The 18,726-nt window shown below is 38.8% G+C and carries 18 protein-coding genes; 10 read left to right on the top strand and 8 right to left on the bottom strand.

What is annotated here, in order from left to right; genetic code table 11:
• The first annotated feature begins 4 nt into the window (after positions 1-4).
• Positions 5-403 carry a DUF350 domain-containing protein gene (locus tag FZC76_RS04325; protein ID WP_148987051.1) on the top strand — a complete coding sequence of 133 codons (399 nt, stop codon included), beginning with the start codon at positions 5-7 and terminating at the stop codon, positions 401-403.
• 47 nt (positions 404-450) lie between these two features.
• Here the strand turns inward: FZC76_RS04325 and FZC76_RS04320 are convergent, their stop codons facing one another.
• The 3 genes from FZC76_RS04320 to FZC76_RS04310 form a co-directional block, all read right to left on the bottom strand.
• Complete coding sequence (locus FZC76_RS04320; protein ID WP_148987050.1) at positions 451-1,476, bottom strand: potassium channel family protein; 1,026 nt, start codon at positions 1,474-1,476, stop codon at positions 451-453.
• Between the two features lie 17 nt (positions 1,477-1,493).
• On the bottom strand, positions 1,494-2,552 hold the full coding sequence (locus FZC76_RS04315; protein WP_148987049.1) for a GGDEF domain-containing protein: 1,059 nt from the start codon (positions 2,550-2,552) through the stop codon (positions 1,494-1,496).
• Positions 2,553-2,728: 176 nt separating this feature from the next.
• Entirely contained in the window at positions 2,729-3,859 is a 1,131-nt protein-coding gene (locus tag FZC76_RS04310) for a GGDEF domain-containing protein (protein ID WP_262372394.1), read from the bottom strand.
• Positions 3,860-4,218: 359 nt separating this feature from the next.
• Here FZC76_RS04310 and FZC76_RS04305 point away from each other — a divergent pair, with 359 nt between their 5' ends.
• A complete protein-coding gene (locus FZC76_RS04305; protein WP_148987047.1) occupies positions 4,219-5,505 on the top strand; it encodes a chloride channel protein in 1,287 nt (428 codons plus the stop codon).
• An 80-nt stretch (positions 5,506-5,585) separates the two neighbouring features.
• Here the strand turns inward: FZC76_RS04305 and FZC76_RS04300 are convergent, their stop codons facing one another.
• The 4 genes from FZC76_RS04300 to FZC76_RS04285 all read right to left on the bottom strand — a co-directional run bounded on the left by FZC76_RS04300 (position 5,586) and on the right by FZC76_RS04285 (position 8,635).
• On the bottom strand, positions 5,586-5,867 hold the full coding sequence (locus FZC76_RS04300; RefSeq protein ID WP_148987046.1) for a YkvA family protein: 282 nt from the start codon (positions 5,865-5,867) through the stop codon (positions 5,586-5,588).
• 161 nt (positions 5,868-6,028) lie between these two features.
• A complete protein-coding gene (locus FZC76_RS04295) occupies positions 6,029-6,499 on the bottom strand; it encodes a peptide-methionine (S)-S-oxide reductase (RefSeq protein WP_148987045.1) in 471 nt (156 codons plus the stop codon).
• Between the two features lie 94 nt (positions 6,500-6,593).
• Positions 6,594-7,646, bottom strand: coding sequence for a FecCD family ABC transporter permease (locus tag FZC76_RS04290; protein WP_148987044.1), 1,053 nt, complete (start codon positions 7,644-7,646; stop codon positions 6,594-6,596).
• A complete protein-coding gene (locus tag FZC76_RS04285; RefSeq protein ID WP_148987491.1) occupies positions 7,643-8,635 on the bottom strand; it encodes a FecCD family ABC transporter permease in 993 nt (330 codons plus the stop codon). The genes FZC76_RS04290 and FZC76_RS04285 overlap by 4 nt, the downstream gene beginning before the upstream one ends.
• A gap of 204 nt (positions 8,636-8,839) precedes the next feature.
• Here FZC76_RS04285 and FZC76_RS04280 point away from each other — a divergent pair, with 204 nt between their 5' ends.
• Together FZC76_RS04280 and FZC76_RS04275 are read left to right on the top strand one after the other, a co-directional pair.
• The gene (locus tag FZC76_RS04280) at positions 8,840-9,832 is read left to right on the top strand and encodes an ABC transporter substrate-binding protein (protein ID WP_148987043.1); all 993 of its coding nucleotides are present in this window, start codon (positions 8,840-8,842) and stop codon (positions 9,830-9,832) included.
• Positions 9,833-9,987: 155 nt separating this feature from the next.
• Positions 9,988-12,387, top strand: a complete 2,400-nt coding sequence (locus FZC76_RS04275; protein WP_148987042.1) for a penicillin acylase family protein — start codon at positions 9,988-9,990, stop codon at positions 12,385-12,387.
• Between the two features lie 412 nt (positions 12,388-12,799).
• Here FZC76_RS04275 and FZC76_RS04270 read toward each other — a convergent pair whose 3' ends face one another.
• On the bottom strand, positions 12,800-13,246 hold the full coding sequence (locus FZC76_RS04270; protein ID WP_148987041.1) for a DUF4385 domain-containing protein: 447 nt from the start codon (positions 13,244-13,246) through the stop codon (positions 12,800-12,802).
• Positions 13,247-13,609: 363 nt separating this feature from the next.
• Between FZC76_RS04270 and FZC76_RS04265 the strand changes: the two genes are divergently transcribed.
• The 6 genes from FZC76_RS04265 (at position 13,610) to FZC76_RS04240 (ending at position 18,719) form a co-directional block, all read left to right on the top strand.
• A complete protein-coding gene (locus tag FZC76_RS04265; protein ID WP_148987040.1) occupies positions 13,610-15,553 on the top strand; it encodes a BglG family transcription antiterminator in 1,944 nt (647 codons plus the stop codon).
• Positions 15,554-15,616: 63 nt separating this feature from the next.
• A complete protein-coding gene (locus FZC76_RS04260; RefSeq protein WP_148987039.1) occupies positions 15,617-15,925 on the top strand; it encodes a PTS sugar transporter subunit IIB in 309 nt (102 codons plus the stop codon).
• Positions 15,926-16,217: 292 nt separating this feature from the next.
• A complete protein-coding gene (locus tag FZC76_RS04255) occupies positions 16,218-16,520 on the top strand; it encodes a PTS sugar transporter subunit IIB (protein ID WP_148987038.1) in 303 nt (100 codons plus the stop codon).
• A 30-nt stretch (positions 16,521-16,550) separates the two neighbouring features.
• A complete protein-coding gene (locus FZC76_RS04250; protein WP_148987037.1) occupies positions 16,551-17,867 on the top strand; it encodes a PTS sugar transporter subunit IIC in 1,317 nt (438 codons plus the stop codon).
• A gap of 77 nt (positions 17,868-17,944) precedes the next feature.
• Entirely contained in the window at positions 17,945-18,259 is a 315-nt protein-coding gene (locus tag FZC76_RS04245; RefSeq protein ID WP_148987036.1) for a PTS lactose/cellobiose transporter subunit IIA, read from the top strand.
• Positions 18,260-18,272: 13 nt separating this feature from the next.
• A complete protein-coding gene (locus FZC76_RS04240; RefSeq protein WP_148987035.1) occupies positions 18,273-18,719 on the top strand; it encodes a DUF3284 domain-containing protein in 447 nt (148 codons plus the stop codon).
• Positions 18,720-18,726: the final 7 nt, after the last annotated feature.

The following is an 18,726-nucleotide window of genomic DNA, read 5'->3' as shown; positions in this document are numbered from 1 at the left end:
GGAAATGGGTAGCTATTTAGCGTCTTTTGGTTTATATGCTGGCACAGCGTTTGTTTTACTGTTTATTGGTTTATTTTTGTTCGATTTAACTTCTAGGAATGAGAAAATTAAACTTGTTTCACAAGGAAATACAACAGCAGCACTGGTGATGGGCGGAAAACTGCTCGGTTTGGCATTTGTCATCGGATCCGCCATTGCACATTCTGTATCTTTCTTGGATATGGTTATCTGGGGAGTTATTGGGATCGTGGCGCAAATCGTCTTTTACGTACTAGCTGAAGTTGTCACCATCAATTACAGCATTAAGGATGCAATTAATGAGGACCGTGTGTCTGTGGGCATCTTATTGATGATGTTCTCCTTGTCCATCGGCTGGATTATTGCCAGTTCCTTAACCTATTAAAATAAGAAAGCTCAAAGCATTCGTCGTCGCTTTGAGCTTTTATCTATTTATACCACTTTAAACTTCGATTCATAGGTATGTTTATCACAGATGATATATAGTTTTGCGTCATTTGGAATCTTCTCATCCAGCCTTCTATTGATGTCCAGCTCTTTTCCACTCGATAATAATGTCGCTCCTTTATCAAGGATTTCATGAAATGCTTGCCTATAGGTGTTCCAAGCAGGGTCAGCAGCAATTTCATAAATATTATCTCCGTGCATTCTGCTGGTAAGTTGTCTAAATAAATGCGACGAACCGTGGTACATGGTAGCTTTTGCCAATAACCGAGACGCCGTTTCACCAGAAATGACAAATTCATCTACATTAGCATGGGAGAAGTTTGGGATACTTTTTTCTTTTCTAATTTCCACGATCGTATAGATATTACGATTATGTATCTTGGAAAGCCGTTCTACAGACGATGCGACTAACAATGTTTTTCCATCCGAAAGCGAAGCATCTTCTATCATGTCATCAGAGAAAATGGTCACAGATTTTGCCTCTAGAACGTTCGCCTTTAGCAGGATGGCATCTTCACTTGCATCTCCTTGTACATAATCAACTTCCAAATCACAAGGATTTGTTTTTTTAGAATCTATTAATACAATTTGCGCATTCTCGTTATCTTCTAATATCTCAGCCATTGCTCTTTCTGTCTTATCTGTCCACCCTACAAAAACAAGATGATTAGTTTTCTTACTACTCAATTTCCCTTCCCCCTTCCATTTACTATACAGTGATAATAAATTTACCACTTTTCCTATCAAGACACCGATAAGACCAATACCAAAGATAAATAAAAACATGGCAAAAGTCTTTCCTTCCACTGTTGTGGGAGACACATCCCCGTACCCTACAGTAGTAACCGTCGTCATCGTCCACCATAATCCTTCGAATACAGTTGGAAATGTGTCCGGCTCTAATAGATGCATAGTGAGTGAACTTCCTGCAATAACTAAAATGGACACAAGGACTATAGCAAAATTATTTGTTTTGATTACATTTTTAAAAAATCTCTGTAAAATCCACACTTCCTATCACCCCTTTTTTATCCAACCTCTGCTAACACAATCCGGTTTCTTCCACCGTTTTTTGCTGCATAGAGAAGTTTATCTACTTTTTCCACTAGTTGGTTCGGACGTTCTCCGTTTTGTTTAGCCGAACCAAAGCTCATGGTGACGGTGAATGCTTCCCCTTTGTCGTAAAAAACATGACTGGCTACTGCTTGTTTCATTTCATCAAGCACTTTTTTTACATCAAATTCTTCTGCGTAATAGAGAATAAGGGCAAACTCTTCTCCTCCATAACGGAAAGCTTTTCCCTCTTTGTTAGAAAGTACAGAAGTCAGGATTTCCCCAATTCTCCGCAGCACTTTGTCTCCCGTAACATGTCCATATTTATCATTAATAGCTTTAAATTTATCAATATCTGTTAGAGCGAGGTAGAAGGATTTTTGGTCAAGGAGGTCATTACGTAAGCATTCCTGAAAAGAACGGTGATTTGCTAGATTGGTAAGATAATCGCGATTTGCCGCTTCCACCAACAAGCTATTTTCCCACTGATGTTTACGCTCTCTAGAAACGATGATGCCTCCCAATCCACCAATGAGGAGTAGAAAAAGCACCGCACTAACATAGTGAATCATGCTATGTACGGAAGTGGCTTCTTGCGCTTGCACGAAAAAAATGACCGAGTACACTAGCGTAAAGAAACCAGCTGCAATCATACCACCTAGAAAGCGCCAATAAACAGCGACATGCAAAATAATTAAATAGGCTAAAGGAAATAGTGGACTATCCAAGCCACCGGTTAATGGGACTAAGGCTGAGAACGCAACAAAGTCAAAAAACGGTCCACCCTTTGTCATCATGACATACATCTTGGAGCCTTCAGGTGACTTATGCAAGTAGTAATCCGATATACCCATATATAGAAAGCCGAAAATAACTAATAATACAAATAAAGTAATCTTCCATTCAACAGGATTATTGATATGTTGAATAGCAAAGACTACAATCGATAGAACAAGAAAAAACCAACGCAAAGATGAAAAAATTATCTCCAGTGCATGATGCGACTGGTAAGCATTCTTTAAAAAAGCATTCATCTCATTCACATCCTGTATAAGCTTATTGACTTACGAGTTAAAGGGACAGACACTGCGACCAATAATGCATCGATATATTGGACAAGACATTTCTTTTAGAAAATGAGCTAATTTCCCCGTCAAAGTCTTCACCTCATAGTAAAAATATGATCACACCTGTCCATTCTAAACGGCTCTTATTGATATTTTATCTTCATCACTTCATAAGTATTGTCGCACACTCTATTTCTGCCTGTTCGTTTTGCCTTATATAAACACTCATCCGCAATATAAACCATTTCGTTTGTTTCACTTACGGTTTCTGGGTAAGTTGCTACACCTATGGAAACTGTTATGGATATTGATTCTTTAGCAGAAATATTAAATTTGTATGCTTCTACTGCTTTTCTGATACGCTCCGCTATTTCCATTGCATGAGGATGCGGGCTGTCAGGCAAAATAACGGAAAACTCCTCTCCTCCATTTCTAGAAACCACATCAAACGAGCGAGTAGTATTTTTTAGGATTTTCCCCAATTCGGATAGAATTGTATCACCTACTGGGTGTCCGTATGTATCATTCACAAATTTAAAATGGTCAATATCAATAATTAATAACGATAATTTTTCACCTTTTGCAATAGCATTACTACTCAACATATTCCAAATTGTATCAAACTGACGCACATTATTTAATCCGGTAAGAAAATCAATGGTAGATTCCTTTTCATACTTCATTAAGAGATATTGCGTTTTTCGTATATATTTTACAAAGAAAACAGATGTAAGCCCACCTATAATGGAGACTGCCCAATAAGAAGGGATTAATCTTGTCAAAACGCCGTAATCCTTAACCAGCAAGGAAATAATGATGCTAAATACCATATTGGAAAATATAATCATTACTAAACTTTTCCTATAAGAATGACGATCTACGTTATATTTAACACTCACTTTATTTATTAATACAAAACCGATAAGCAATATACCCATCAGGATGAACGCTGCAATAGCAGAAGTAGTGAATCCAAATATAAATCTGCCTATAATTATTAATACAGAACTAATAAGGGCTTGAGGGACTCCTAAAAACATAATAATTAGCATGACTGGAATGAAACGCAAGTCGACCATTGTTTCCTGTGTGACTTGAATGGAATAATACATTAGTATAAAACCCAACAATCCTCCTGCAAACCCATCTATTAAAATAGAAATTATCTTATTTCTTTTATCTAATTCAATTTTCCATCTTATTTGCAAATAGATAAAAATTAATGAAGTTAACACACAAAGATTGAAAAATAAATCATTAAATAAAACTAACAAAAACAAAATCCTCCTTTAATACTATCACAACTAGTCTTACCCACATGCAGAGTACTTTCCTGAGTTAGATTTTTAATATGCAATCTATGAGAATTAGTTCTTAAATTTTCTATTTAATTCCAATAACTTTCATTATTATAGCATCTAAATTAATAGAATTGCCTACTTTTTGGGAAAATCTTATTATCATCTGAAGGGAAATACCACCTAGTCCTCCCCCTAAAAACCACCTATCACCGTAACAGGAATACAATTCACTTGCTAATATTTCTTCCCTCCAAATTCCCCAAAATAATTTTAGTCCATTGGGCAAGACTAAATTTGTATATTATTACTGGTTAGAAACGAGTGATTGGTGAATGTTTTTAAAGTATAAAAGCTTTTTTGCAATTTTTGCTCAATGGAGCTTCTTTGGAGGCATAATTGGTTTATTAGTGGGCTCAATCACTACTTTCCTTTTGAAAACGAATGATTATCTCGGAGATGTACGATTACAAAACGATTGGCTAATCCTCCTTCTCCCCTTTGGAGGTATAATCATCGGTTACCTATATATGAATTATGGAAAAGTTTTTCTGAATCATACGTTAAATGACACTGCCGAATTAAACAACCTCGTAATCGACGCCGTTCATGGAGAAAAAAAAGTGCCGATGAGAATGGGGCCAATCGTCTATATTGGGACTTTTATTACTGTCATCTTGGGGGGCTCAACAGGAAGAGAAGGGGCAGCTATTCAAATGGGGAGCAGTGTAGCCTCGGCAGTCCACAACTTCTTTAAAGTAAACAGATTAGACACCAAAATTATCATCATGAGCGGAATAAGTGCTGGCTTTGGTGCTGCCTTTGGGGCACCCATAACAGGTGTTGTTTTCGGAATGGAAATGTCCGCATTAGGAAAATTAAAATTTGAAGCACTGGTTCCATGCCTTATGGCGAGCTTTGTTGCACATTATGTCACTATTGGTGCATGGGGACATAAACACGAGGAATTTATCATCCAAAGCGTACCAGAAATATCGTTTATTACGTTTATGAAAGTGATACTTCTATCCATGATCTTCTGCCTTGTCAGCGTTACATATTGTCAGTTACGGCACGAAATACAACATTTCTCTGAGAGGCTTTTTAATAAGAATCATATGAAGAGGGCATTTTTTGGAGGAATCTTAGTAGTAGCCATCACTTTAATGATTGGTACCCAAGACTACAACGGCCGGGGAATAGAGATGCTAGAACTATCCTTCAAAGAAGAAGTCCCTCCTTTCTCTTTCCTGGCGAAGCTTGCTTTGACTGCAATAACGCTTGGTAGCGGCTTTGTCGGCGGGGAAGCCATTCCTTTATTCTTTATGGGCGCAACATTAGGCAATGCCTTACATACTTTTGTTAACTTACCTCTGTCCTTTGTCGCTGCATTAGGTTTAATTGCCGCTTTTAGTGCAGGAACTAATACCCCGCTGGCAGCATTCCTTCTGGCAATGGAGATGTTTAACGGAAAGGGATTAGAATACTTTTTTGTTGCCTGTCTAATCAGCTATCTCTTTTCAGGACATCACGGGCTATGGCCTTCCCAAAAGATATATGAACCGAAAAGCAGGTTATTTCAACTGCCCTCAGGAGAAACCATTAAAAAGGCAGAAAAATAATTAAGTGTTACGTATTGGAGGCGTAACACTTTTTAGGTTGAGGTTTGGGGCAAGTCGAATCGTCAGGAGTTGGGGGCCTTTTATTTATCCAAAAGCTTATACTTCTCCTTCAACGAATTCGGTGCCATCTTCACGATCCGCTCCAATACAAACGTCACAACCATCACATCATCCAACACACCAAAAAACAGGAGATAATCCGGAATTAAATCGAACGGAAAAATCAAATAAGCAAGGAGGAGCACCACACCGACTATCTTTTTAGCCCCTGTTACTTCGTTTGACCTAAAATAATCTATCAGGAAAGGAATGAACCTCCAAAAGGTGAAGATAAACTTTAAACGCCTGACAAACTTCCGCATGCTGCTGCCTCCTTTGGGTAGAATGGACAGGTTCATTGCCCCGTCTACCCTTTAAACTGTAAACCGGCTGAAGGACCACGAGTTCGTGCCGAACACATTTTGTCCTGAACTTTGGAGTCAATCGAATTATCTACTCCTAAATATATCCCCTCGTACCATTCTTACTTATATTTTCTCAACAACTCTTCTGGAATATGACAATAATCATCCGGACATCTAGCTAACCTGTCTTGATGTTCTTCGGCGCTTCTCACATAGTTTGAAAGAGGTAAAACTTCCACGACGATGCTGTCATTATCGCCTCGATTACGAATAAACGCTCGCGCCTCTTCCAAATGTGTACCTTTTTCACTATACACTCCCGTTCTGTATTTCTCCCCTACATCCTCACCTTGTTGATTCAAACTATACGGATCAATGATCTCAAAGAAATAATCCATTAATCTCGTTACAGTTACAACATCCGGGTCAAACTCAGTTTTTACACACTCCGCATAGCCATCATACTCTCCATCAAGTGTATGACTTGTTCCATTCGCTCTTCCCGCTTCCGTAAACATAACACCAGGCAATGTTTTTATAAAAGCCTGCACGCCCCATAGACATCCACCTGCGAAATAAATTACTTCCATTGTTTGTTTTCACTCCTTTTGGGTTGGAAGGACAGGCACGCCAACCCGTCTACACTTTTTAGGACAAACGGGCTGAATTACCTGTCCCCTCCCCTTACCTCTTCGATTTCATTAAAAGATAGATAAAGTATGGGGCACCTAGGGTTGCTGTAAAGACCCCTGCAGGTACGATGGAAGGTAAGAACAGGGTCCGTCCGATTAAATCTGCTACCAATACAAGGTTTGCGCCGATAAATGCAGCGACGGGAAGTAGGGCTCCATACGAGGAACCTACCAGCTTGCGGGCAATATGTGGTGCCATGAGTCCGACGAACCCGATACCACCAGCAAATGAAACTGATATTCCTACTAATCCTGTACTGATCATGAGTAGTAGGAAATGATGACGTTGCACCGCGCTTCCTACGTTAGTAGCTATATCTTCTCCTAAAGACTGAACGTTTACATTCCGTGCGGAGAGAAAAGCTAGGATTAGGAGGATTACGGTGACAGGAAGGAGCACGTTTACATCCTCCCAAGTGATGCTATTAACGCTTCCTGTTATCCATATATTCGCTTGACTAGCCATATAAATGGGACCTAATACCATAAATGTGGTAGTTCCCGCCTGCATCAATGCAGAAATACCTATTCCAATAAGGATAAGTCGAACGGGAGTTACACCGTCCTTCCATGAAAGAAAGTAGACTGCAGATGCTACTAGAGATGCTCCAAGAAAAGCGGCAACAGGCAGCCATTTGATGCTGACGATTAAAGAGTAATTATCGTCGCTAAAAAGCCAGAGAAATGCCACGACTGCCATTCCAGCACCAGCAGTTATACCGATTGTGTCGGGGGCAGCCAGGCTATTTCGGATCATTCCTTGCAGAATTCCCCCTGCTACCGCTAATGCCATCCCGACTAAAACAGAGGCGATGATTCTCGGTAATCTAAATTGAAAGACAACGAGCTGTTCGAGCTCTGACCCGCCTCCAAAAAATAAATTTACCACTGTAAATGGGTGAATGCGAAGGTCTCCTAACCCAACACTTACAATAAAAATGATACACGTGATAATAACAAGTATTCCAAGTTTTAATAGTGCATTTTGATCTAAAAGCAGGGATACCTTGTCCTTACCAATCCGAAAGCTGCGATATCCCTTCATCCTTTGTTAAACCCCTTCCTTGCTATGTAAATAAAATACGGTGTCCCGATAAATGCGGTCATGACACCTACTGGCACCTCTTGAGGCATGACGATATACCTTGCTCCTATGTCAGCTGCCAAGAGAAGAACGCCACCTAGTAAACCAGCAAAAGGGACGAGCCATCTATGATCGGTACCTATAATACGTCTGGCAATATGGGGAATCACGATTCCGATGAATCCAATCGGTCCTGCCACGGCAACCGATCCGCCAGCAAGTAGAATGACAAGAACACCTACTATTAGTTTCAACAATCCAACCTTGACCCCAAGGCCTTTTGCGACATCATCTCCCATGGCCAAAACATTCATCATCGGGGTTAAAATCAGCGCTAACACCCATCCACCCAATAAATAGGGAAAAACAGACGCCAATACTTCCAGTTTTCTCCCTTGGATAGATCCAGATAGCCAGAACAAGACTTCATCCAGGGCGGCTTCATTAGTGACCAATATCCCTTGTGTAAAAGAGGAAAAAAGAGCGGTAATGGCAGCCCCAGCAAGGGTTATTTTCATAGGTGTTAATTCTTGCCTACCTATCCCACCAATAAAATAAACAGCTAGTGCGGCAACGGCAGCTCCTAGAAAGGATACCCATGTGAAAACACTCAAATCTGCCACCTTAAAGAAGGAAATGACAAATACTACCGCAAAGCTTGCTCCTGCATTAATCCCAAGTATGCCGGGAGATGCCAAAGGGTTCTTCGTCAAGGTCTGCATATACACACCTGCCATTGCCAGGGAGGCTCCGACAGATGCGGCAATCAGCGCCCTTGGCAAGCGAACCGATTGGATGATGATATGCTCATTACTTCCATTAAAGGAGGTAAACGCTTCATAAGCCAACTTAACCGTTGTATCTGTATACCCTAAAACAATACTCATCCCCATTAACAAGAGGAGCAGCAAGGTCACTACTACAAATTTCACTATACTTTTCCAATCCATTATTCTACTCACTTTTCGTACCATCCTAATTTATGTCTATTACTAGTTTAGAAGATATTAAAAAAAGCGTCAATGATAATGAGAATTATTTTCAATTTAATATTGACAGTAGTTTAATCATCCCATATTATAGTGAATGTAATAAGTAGTTGATAATGATTATCAACATTATTTATACATAATAAGTTTAGGGGGATAAAAGAAATGAAAAGAAAGTTTTGGACATTAGCTATTGCAATGTTAACACTAATTGTATTGGCTGCTTGCGGTAATACTAATAACAACGCTGCAAACAATACATCCAACAATTCTAATGAAGCAACAGAAGCAACAACAGAACCTACGAACTATACAGTAGAACATGCGATGGGTACGACGGAATTAGAAAAAACTCCAGAGCGTGTGGTTATCTTAACGAACGAAGGAACTGAAGCATTATTGGCACTTGATGTAAAACCTGTAGGTGCTGTAATGTCTTGGGATCAAGATCCTTGGTATGAGCACATCAGCGCGGACATGGAAGGCGTTGAGGTTGTTGGAGATGAAATCGAAGTAAACATCGAGAAAATCGCGGAATTAAAACCTGATTTAATCATCGGAAACAAAGTCCGCCAAGAAGCACTATACGATCAATTAAATGCTATTGCTCCAACTGTCTTCGCTGAGGACCTAGCTGGTGACTGGAAAATCAACTTTGAGTTATATGCTAAAGCTTTGAATCAAGAAGAAAAAGGGAAAGAAGTAATTGCAGCATATGATAAGAAAGTGGAAGATTTAACAGCAAAGCTTGGAGATAAAGTAAACCAAGAAGTTTCCGTTGTTCGCTTCAGCTCTCGTCCAACTCGTATTTACTGGACAGATTCATTCTCCGGAGTTGTACTTGACCAAATCGGTTTCAAACGTGCGGCGCACCAAGAAGAATTATTTACAGCTGACAACAAGATGGGTAACTTTGCTGTAGAAGTAGATAAAGAATTAATCCCTAAAATGGACGCGGATAAACTATTCTACTTCACTTATGCTGATTCAACTGCAGTAGAAGAAGAATGGACAAAGGATCCACTTTGGCAAAACCTAACAGCTGCTAAAGAAGGAAATGCTCACAAAGTAAGTGACATCATCTGGAACACAGCTGGTGGTGTAAAAGCTGCAAACATCATGCTAGATGAGATTGAAGAAATCTTCTCCGCTGAATAAGGATTGTAAAAAGGTACGGGAATTCCCGTACCTTTTTTTTATGCCCTAGGTTGTAAAAACTCCCTGTATACCGTGATATAATAATTCTTACTATTCATAAATATAAAAATACTTACGAATAGTTGTAAGCGTTCTCATTATAAGGGGGTTATGGTGTGGAGGTTGTTATAAAGAAAAGGTTTCGGATATGGCCTAGAAAAAGAAGATGGCAAGTCACCATTTCAATAGCATTGGCCATTCTATTTGTTGCTATCGTTACAGTAGGTTACTTGTTCTGGCTTCTAAATAAGAGCGTACCGCAAACAGAAGGCACAATTGAAGTAAGTGGATTAATAGAAGAAGTAAACGTCTATCGAGATGAGGCGGGAACCCCTCATATCGAGGCCAAAAATCAGCATGATCTTTTCTTCGCACAAGGCTATGTAACAGCACAAGATCGTATTTTTCAAATGGATTTAAGTAGAAGACAAGCATCCGGTATGCTAAGTGAGGTTGTAGGAAAACAAGCGCTTGACCGGGATAAATTTTTTAGAACGTTAGGGTTAAGAAGAGCTGCAGAAAAGTCGTTGGATCTTTATTCTGACGAAGCAAGAAAAGCATTGGAATCCTATGCTGAAGGAGTAAATCAATATATTAAACAGGCAAAAGCAGCCAATACCCTCCCTATTGAATTTACCATCATGGGGTATGAACCGGAAGAATGGTCTGATTTGGATTCCATTACGATTGGAAAATATATGGCCTTTGACCTTGGAGGGCATTGGGAAGGACAAGCGTTTCGCCATCATCTAATTCAAAACTTCCCGGAGGACAAGGCGCTAGAACTTTTTCCAAGCTATCCAGAAGATGGCCTTGCCATTATCCAAGCAGTAAAAGACTCTACCATTGATATTGGAAAAAGCTTTGCCGGAGCCGTTATCCCTCACGAATTTAACGGAAGTAATAATTGGGTAGTAAGCGGCGAAAGATCTGAATCGGGCTTCCCGTTACTAGCGGATGACCCTCATCTTGGGTTAGCAACACCAGCAATATGGTATGAAACACATCTGCAGTCCCCAGAGATTAACGTTAGTGGTGTTATTTTTGCAGGAATTCCTGGTATTATACTCGGCCGAAACGAAACAATTTCTTGGGGTGTGACAAACGTTGGACCTGACGTACAGGATCTCTATATAGAAAAGCGCAACCCAGATAACAAGCATGAGTTCCTGTATAACGACAAATGGGAGCCTGCTGAAATAATAGCGGAAAAGATTTTTATTAAAGACGAGGAACCACTAGATCATGAGGTAGTAGTGACAAGACACGGCCCCATCATGTCTGAGTTCGCACATTACGAAGATGCGAATACCGCACTTGCCATGAAATGGACGGCACTAGAACCTTCCACGGAGCTCGAAGCTGTGCTGAAGTTTAGCAAAGCAACAAACTGGGAGGAGTTTAAAGAAGCCTTAACATACTTTCATACGCCAGCACAGAACTTCGTCTTTGCTTCTACAGATGGAACCATTGCGTACCGCGCGAATGGACTTATCCCTATTCGAAAAAAAGGAGATAGCTTACTTCCGGTACCAGGATGGACGGATGAATATGAATGGGAAGGATATATTCCGTGGGAGGAGCTTCCAACCGTTGTAAATCCCGCAGAAGGCTACATCGCAACAGCAAACTATAAAATAGCGGGAGAGGAGTATCCGTACCATATATCCAACATCTGGGCTCAACCCTACCGTCAGCAAAGAATTCAAGACGTTTTAGAATCTAAAGAGAAACTAAATGTAGAGGACATGATGCAACTTCAATTCGACCATTATAATCTCCAAGCAGAAGAGTTTGTCCCTATTTTATTAAAAAATACAGATGTCTCTAATCTTCGAGAGATTGATAGAGAGGCCTTAGAGACGTTTGAAGATTGGGACTTTACCGATAGCACTGATTTAGCCGCCCCCCTGCTCTTCCACTTTTGGATGGAAGAGATCGCTAACGTGTTGTTTCATGATGAGATTAGTGAAGACGTGCTAAAACTCTTTGCAGGAAAAGGAAACGTGGTAGACCAACTGATACGGGAAGCACATCAAGGTAAGGAAGGAATCTGGATTACTGAAAATGGTGGTTTACAGAAAGTTCTACAGGAATCTCTCACAAATGCCGTTAATCGAGCAAGTAATTTCCAAGGTGAAAATCCAGCGGAATGGAAATGGGGAGAAGTGCATGCAGCCGAGTTTTCTCATCCATTGTCAACCGTTAATCCTTTGCACCTCCTCTTCAATAGAAAAGGGTCTATTCCAATGAGAGGAAGTAGGGTGACGGTAGGAGCTGCTGGCTGGAATAGTGAAACAGGAAAAGTAAACCACGGTGCCGCCTGGAGAACGATTGTGGACATGAAAAACCCATTAGAGAGTTATAATGTCGTCGGTCCAGGTCAATCTGGACATGTGATGAGCCCTTGGTACCATGATCAGATGGATGATTGGACACAAGGAAGATATCATCAGACATTGATGAGTGATGAGTATCGCGAGGAAGCTAAGAGCCTAGTTTTACAACCAAAATAAATAGTAATGGATATTGAAAGCGAGTAAACTTTAATTTTCTAGTTTTACTCGCTTTTCTACTATTTATTTTAAAGGCTCTGTTAAGCACCGCTTTTGATTTCCGCAAATGGCTTCGCTTTCCTAGGGGCGCTGCTGGAGCCTCCTCGGCTTAGCCTGCGGGGTCTCCACCTAGCGCTATCTCCCTCAGGAGTCTTCGCCTTTTGCTCCATTCAACAGCTAGGAATCAATAAAAACTTTACGTTATCAGTTTTTCAGTGGCCTCGCTGCGCCTGCTGGGTCTCCCCTAAACGATATCCCCCTCAGGAGTCTACGCCTTTTGCTCCAATCAACAGCTAGGTTGCTGCAAAAATCAACAATTTTAAAAACAAAGCATAGGAGCAAAACCTATTCCCTGCCCGGCTGCTGCTCTCCTTTACCCATATTTCTTCTGGTGATCTTTTTTTTTTTTTAGATAATCCTTATTCTCTCTCGCTAGCTTCCATTTTTCTTTAAAGATGGCTGCTGATTCAGCCTTCACAGGGTCAATCTGTCTTTCGTTTACCTTGCCATTCTCGTCATATTTCTTTCCGCCTTTATAATTGGTGTAACGGCGGGCACGGGTATAACCCATCTGCAGAAATTTTCTTGCCATGTCCATCCCGACAAAATCTTCTTTCTCCTTATAATCAAGGAACATCTGATAAATCTTATTAGATGACTTCTCTGCAATATCTGGGTTCTTAAAGCGCCAATGCTGCAGGATTTCACTTTTATAAGGCTCCACTAGCAAGACACCCTGTTCTCCCCTGCCAACCCTATAAAGTTCAGGGTTCTTCCGAAAATCTATTTTTTCAAAGTCCAAATTATAGTCGAAAGCCATGGCTGCCATCCTTTTTAATGGAGGAATACCCTTTGGAACATATTTGTATGCACAGAAAGTTCATTTCGTACTTTTAATCTTGGTCTTCCTCTATTATTAGTCTAATTTCTAGATCGTTATCTAAAATTACCTCCTGATACTTTAACATTTAAAAACATCTTGACCTCAACTTAGGTTTAGGTTGTATCTTTAAAAGTGGAAACAGACTTTACTAACCAAGGAGGAATAATGGATGAAATATATTACTCTTCCTTAAGACCATTTATACCTGTTACATGATAAGAAGTATCTTTATGCATGGAAAAACTTTTGTTACAATTATTATAGTAAATGGAGTTTTCAAGTAGGAGGGGAGGATGAATTTTGTTAAATCCTCGAATAACTGCTATAATTCGCGAATTATTGAAAGCGGATACACCTTTAACAAGTGAGTATTTAGCAAGAGTTCTTGCAGTTACCTCCAGAACCGTGAGGAATGATATGAAAGAACTGGAAGCTATTGTTGAAGATTTTGGCGCTAGCATCAAATCAATAAGAGGAACCGGGTATCAGCTTCTGATTCATGAGGACTTAACTTTTCGTCAGTTCTTGCTTGAAATTGTAGAACAGGAGAACGAAAAATATGACGAGATTCCAACATTGCCGGAAGATCGCATCCGTTATATTATTAAGCGTCTTATACTTGCAGATGAATACTGCAAACTTGATGATATAGCAGATGAATTATATATTAGCCGGTCGACATTACAAAACGATTTAAAGAATGTTAAACATATTTTTCAACGCTATGGAATTACTCTTGAAAAACGCCCTAACTTCGGTTTGAAAGTAATCGGAGACGAATTTAAAGTGCGTCTTTGTATTTATTCCTACATTTTTCAGAAAAATGAAAATGTTTTAGACTTAGTGAATACAGATTGGCTCATTTACACAAAAAAAGACTATGCATATATTCGAAAGGTTATTATAGACCGAATTAACACTCATAATATTAGCCTGTCTGATATAAGTCTAAATAACCTGATTGTTCATATTGCAATAGCTTTTCATCGCATAAGAAAAGAGAAATATGTATCCTTGTTTCACAGTGATTTACTAGAGCTAAAGAGAGAAAAGCAATATCAAGTAGCAAAGGAAATTGTAAAAGAACTTGAAAAAGGATTAACGGTTCGATTTCCTGAGTCGGAAATAGCCTTTATTACCATCCATTTGCTAGGTACAAAAATGGTGACCGAGCTTCACTTAGATGAGAGTACCATTCATGAGATGATTGATAACCAAATTGGTAGTGTTGTCAATAAAATCCTTGAATCGATTGATTATGAACTTAACTTAGGAATAAAAGATGACAAGGAACTTTACGTGGCCATGTGCCTTCATTTGAAACCAGCGATTCATCGTTACCATTACGAGATTAATTTGCCTAACCCACTGCTTGACGAAATCAAATCTAATTATCCGGCAGCTTTTCAAGCAGCTGTGATTGCAAGTCTAGTACTAAAACATGAATTGGAAATTGACATTAATGAAAATGAAATTGGCTATTTAGCTATCCATTTAGGTGCCGCAATAGAAAACACCAAAATAGGGAAAAAGTTAAAAAGATGTTTGATTGTTTGTGCCACCGGTGTAGGTAGTGCCCGCTTACTAGCTTCAAAGATTCATTCAAAATTTACAGATAAAGTTGAAATTGTCGGGACGACGGATTATTATAAGCTAAATAAAATTTCACTGCTTAATATTGACTTTATTATTAGTACGATTCCAATTCTAACTGAACTTTCAATCCCTGTTATCCATGTGAATACCATTTTAGGTGGGGGAGATTTTGAAAAAATTGAAACGGTTTTAGCAGGGCGGTCTACTCAAAATCTTCCTTATGTTAAAAAGGAATTAGTATTTCTTCAGAAAGAATTTGAAACAAGGGATAAAGTTCTGAATTATTTATGCAGACAATTACAGTCTTTGGGGCTAGTAAGCGAAGATTTTTTAGAAAGTGTTTTTGCAAGAGAACAACTTTCTCCCACTAGCTATGGGAATTTTGTGGCAATCCCACACCCTATTACACCACAGACGGACTCAACCTTCTGGACAATATGTACGTTAAAAAAACCTGTTGATTGGGGCGAGAAGAGAGTACAATTTATATGTCTGCTCAGCGTTGAAAAGAATAGTACAAATGATTTACAGAATATGTACGACTATTTAGTGGATCTCATCGATGACCAACAGATTGTTCAGAGATTACTAAAATGTAAAACCTACCCCGAATTCGAAACGGTGTTATCGATTAAAAATAAACACTAAAATTAATAATAAAATTGATTACTCGGCATCACATGGCCGCCCTTAAAGATATGGAGGTAAAGGATGAATATCTTATTATGCTGTAGCGCAGGAATGTCTACGAGTTTATTGGTTTCCAAAATGAAACGATGCGCAGCAGAGCAGAAGCTAGATTATCATATATGGGCCGTCCCCATTGATGCTGTCAGCAGGGAAATTAATAATGCAGATGTTTTGCTGCTCGGCCCCCAAGTACGCTATATGTTTAATGAATTCAAAAATTTAGGAGAGGAAAAAGGCGTACCTGTAATCGTCATTGATACAGTTCAATACGGAAAGATGAACGGGCGAGAAGTTTTGCTTACTGCCGAGCAACTTTATCAAGATAAATAACTGGATCAGCCATCGGCTGGTCCAGTTTTACTTTCTTTAGATATATTTGAAAGTATTTTAAAACACTTAATCATTTCCGTTGCGCAACGGAAAAAGGATACATAGAAATGAAAGCGCTTTTACAATACACTTAAAGCATCAAGAGAGGGATTTGGCTAGAGCAATTATTCTTTTCTAATAAAAGCATAAATGACTTCTCTTGAATAAATATAGGGAATGGAATTTTATAGGACATTGTGCCAATAATATTCCACATAGGTAAACCATACTAAAAGTTCTAAGGGGGTAAAGGATGACTAATATTATGTTAGTTTGTTCAGCAGGTATGTCAACTAGTTTGCTCGTAAACAAAATGAAAGATCACGCGGAGGCGCAGGGCATGGAAGTGAATATTTGGGCAAATTCTGAAGCGGAAGCAAAATCTGTTTGGGAGAAGGCGGATATTATTCTTCTAGGACCACAAGTAAAATATCTGGAATCAAAAATTAGAGAAATGGTTCAAAACAAGATTCCCGTTGCAGTGATTGATATGATGTCTTACGGGACCATGAATGGAAAAAAAGTATTAGAAGATGCATTAGCTAAATTAGGCTAATATTTCTTATAAAAGGGAGAGGAGAATACTATGACAGGTTTTATTAAATGGATGGAGCGGTACTTTATACCAGTTGCTGTTAGAATCGGAGGACAGCGTCATTTAGTAGCAATTCGTGATGGATTCATCGCATTAATGCCATTAATTATGGCGGGTTCATTGGCTGTTTTATTAAACAACCTTTTCTTTACACCAGCTTCACTTATCGCAGATTGGTTTAACTTAAATCCAGAAACAAGCGGTTATTTACAATTTACAACAAAGTACCTTCAGCCACTAATGGGGAATATATGGTGGGGAACTTTCGCAGTTCTTGCATTAGTGGTAGTATTCACAATCGCTTATAGTTTGGCAAAATCTTATGAAGTGAACCCATTATCGGCGGCAGTTGTAGCTGTTGCAGGTTTCCTTGCATTAACTCCACAAGGTGTAACTATTACATTAGAAGATGGTACTACTCAAGGTACATGGGGTAACTTCGGTTGGCAATATTTCAACTTTGGTGCATTATTAACAGCCATAATCGTTACACTAGTCATTACACAAATTTTCGTAACGTTAATGAGAAAAAATCTTACAATTAAATTACCAGATAATGTTCCACCTGCGGTTGGGCGTGCCTTCGCTGCTATCATCCCTGGTTTAATCGCAATCATCGTTGGTGCATTTGTACCAGTATTGTTCTCAATCTTTAATCCAGATTCTAACCTATTCGACTTTTTTACAAAATTCATTACAGATCCATTTATGAACTTATCACAAAACCCATTCTCAGCAATTATTTATGTATTAATGATTCAAATTCTTTGGTTCTTTGGTTTACATGGTGGTAACATGATGGGTGCTATTACAAACGCAGTCTACCTACCAGCAGTTGCAGCAAATGCAGAAGGTGCACAGAATGTTTTCACATCTGTATTCTTTGATGCTTTTGTACACCTTGGCGGAGCTGGTGCCACATTATCACTAGTTATCGCGATTATGATTGCTTCGAAGCGTCGTGATTACAGAGAAATATCTAAAATTGGTGGACCAGCATCTGTATTCCAAATCAACGAACCAATCATGTTTGGTTTACCGGTTGTATTGAGCCCATTATTAATTATTCCATTCTTGTTTATACCAGTTGTATTAACCCTTACAGCTTATTTAGCTACTGTTTCAGGTTTCATTGGTTATACAAACGTTGTAGTGCCTTGGGTAACACCAGTTGGGATTAGTGCATTCTTATCTACTTCCGGTGACATTAAAGCTGCTTTAGTAGCGATTATCAACCTAGTAATTGCCATCATCATTTACTACCCATTCGTAAAGTTAGCAAATCGTTACGAATCAGAAAAAGTCTAATAATATCTAATAAAGGTAGAGAAAAGAAGATTACTTCTTTTCTCTCTTTTCTAAATTGCAAAATGGAGGGAAAGGAAATGGAGAATATCGAATTAGTTTGTTTCCAAATTATTTCAGCAGTTGGTTCTGCTAAATCCATGTATCTAGAAGCGATTCAAGAAGCAAAAAAAGGCGAATTTAACAAGGCAGCATCTTTAATTGAAGAAGGACGCACTCTTTATACGCAGGGGCATCACGCCCATTCCAAATTAATTCAACAAGAGGCAAGTGGAGAAAAAACAGATATTACTTTATTATTACTGCATGCAGAAGATCAAATGATGAGTGCAGAGACCATAAAGATTATGGCCGAAGAGTTTATTGAATTATATAAGAAATTAGAAGTACGATAAAGAGTATGGAAAAATGGAGATAAAAGTAGAATTACAGGTAAGTGCAAATGAAGTATTTGAACAATTGCTAGAATCACTCATCCAGGATATAAAAAATAGTACCGGCCAGACTATTCCTAAAAACAAGTTATCTAAGGGTTTTTCCTATAAAAAAATTCTTAGAAGCAACATGGGTTATGATGTGACTGTAAACGTTCAAATTAATGAGCTAATTCAACCAAATAAGTATAGTGCTACGATTGAAAATCCAAAGGGTACCAATACAATAGAATATTCGCTAAGAGATACTTTAAAAGGTGTAGAAATAACCTATAAAGAATATTACAAAGCCCTATCAAATTTACAAAATTGGAATTATTTATTAGTTTCCCTTATTTATTCTAGAAGAAGTAAAAAGAAAATGCGCAAGCAATTTGCCAATTTAGAACAACAAATACTAAATGCAAAAAACATTAAGTAAAAGAGGT

The organism is Sutcliffiella horikoshii, assembly GCF_008180725.1.
GTDB classification, from domain to species: Bacteria; Bacillota; Bacilli; order Bacillales; family Bacillaceae_I; genus Sutcliffiella_A; species Sutcliffiella_A horikoshii_B.
Note: the sequence above shows the minus strand (reverse complement) of the source record. Positions and strands in the feature narration are given on the sequence as shown.

Bases quoted from the DNA above. Each gene is read 5' to 3' on its own strand.
- FZC76_RS04325 (WP_148987051.1), top strand. From the start codon at position 5: ATGGGTAGCTATTTAGCGTCTTTTGGTTTATATGCTGGCACAGCGTTT.
- FZC76_RS04315 (WP_148987049.1), bottom strand. From the start codon at position 2,552: ATGAATGCTTTTTTAAAGAATGCTTACCAGTCGCATCATGCACTGGAG.
- FZC76_RS04305 (WP_148987047.1), top strand. From the start codon at position 4,219: ATGTTTTTAAAGTATAAAAGCTTTTTTGCAATTTTTGCTCAATGGAGC.
- FZC76_RS04300 (WP_148987046.1), bottom strand. From the start codon at position 5,867: ATGCGGAAGTTTGTCAGGCGTTTAAAGTTTATCTTCACCTTTTGGAGG.
- FZC76_RS04295 (WP_148987045.1), bottom strand. From the start codon at position 6,499: ATGGAAGTAATTTATTTCGCAGGTGGATGTCTATGGGGCGTGCAGGCT.
- FZC76_RS04290 (WP_148987044.1), bottom strand. From the start codon at position 7,646: ATGAAGGGATATCGCAGCTTTCGGATTGGTAAGGACAAGGTATCCCTG.
- FZC76_RS04285 (WP_148987491.1), bottom strand. From the start codon at position 8,635: ATGGATTGGAAAAGTATAGTGAAATTTGTAGTAGTGACCTTGCTGCTC.
- FZC76_RS04280 (WP_148987043.1), top strand. From the start codon at position 8,840: ATGAAAAGAAAGTTTTGGACATTAGCTATTGCAATGTTAACACTAATT.
- FZC76_RS04270 (WP_148987041.1), bottom strand. From the start codon at position 13,246: ATGGCTTTCGACTATAATTTGGACTTTGAAAAAATAGATTTTCGGAAG.
- FZC76_RS04260 (WP_148987039.1), top strand. From the start codon at position 15,617: ATGAATATCTTATTATGCTGTAGCGCAGGAATGTCTACGAGTTTATTG.
- FZC76_RS04255 (WP_148987038.1), top strand. From the start codon at position 16,218: ATGACTAATATTATGTTAGTTTGTTCAGCAGGTATGTCAACTAGTTTG.
- FZC76_RS04250 (WP_148987037.1), top strand. From the start codon at position 16,551: ATGACAGGTTTTATTAAATGGATGGAGCGGTACTTTATACCAGTTGCT.
- FZC76_RS04245 (WP_148987036.1), top strand. From the start codon at position 17,945: ATGGAGAATATCGAATTAGTTTGTTTCCAAATTATTTCAGCAGTTGGT.
- FZC76_RS04240 (WP_148987035.1), top strand. From the start codon at position 18,273: ATGGAGATAAAAGTAGAATTACAGGTAAGTGCAAATGAAGTATTTGAA.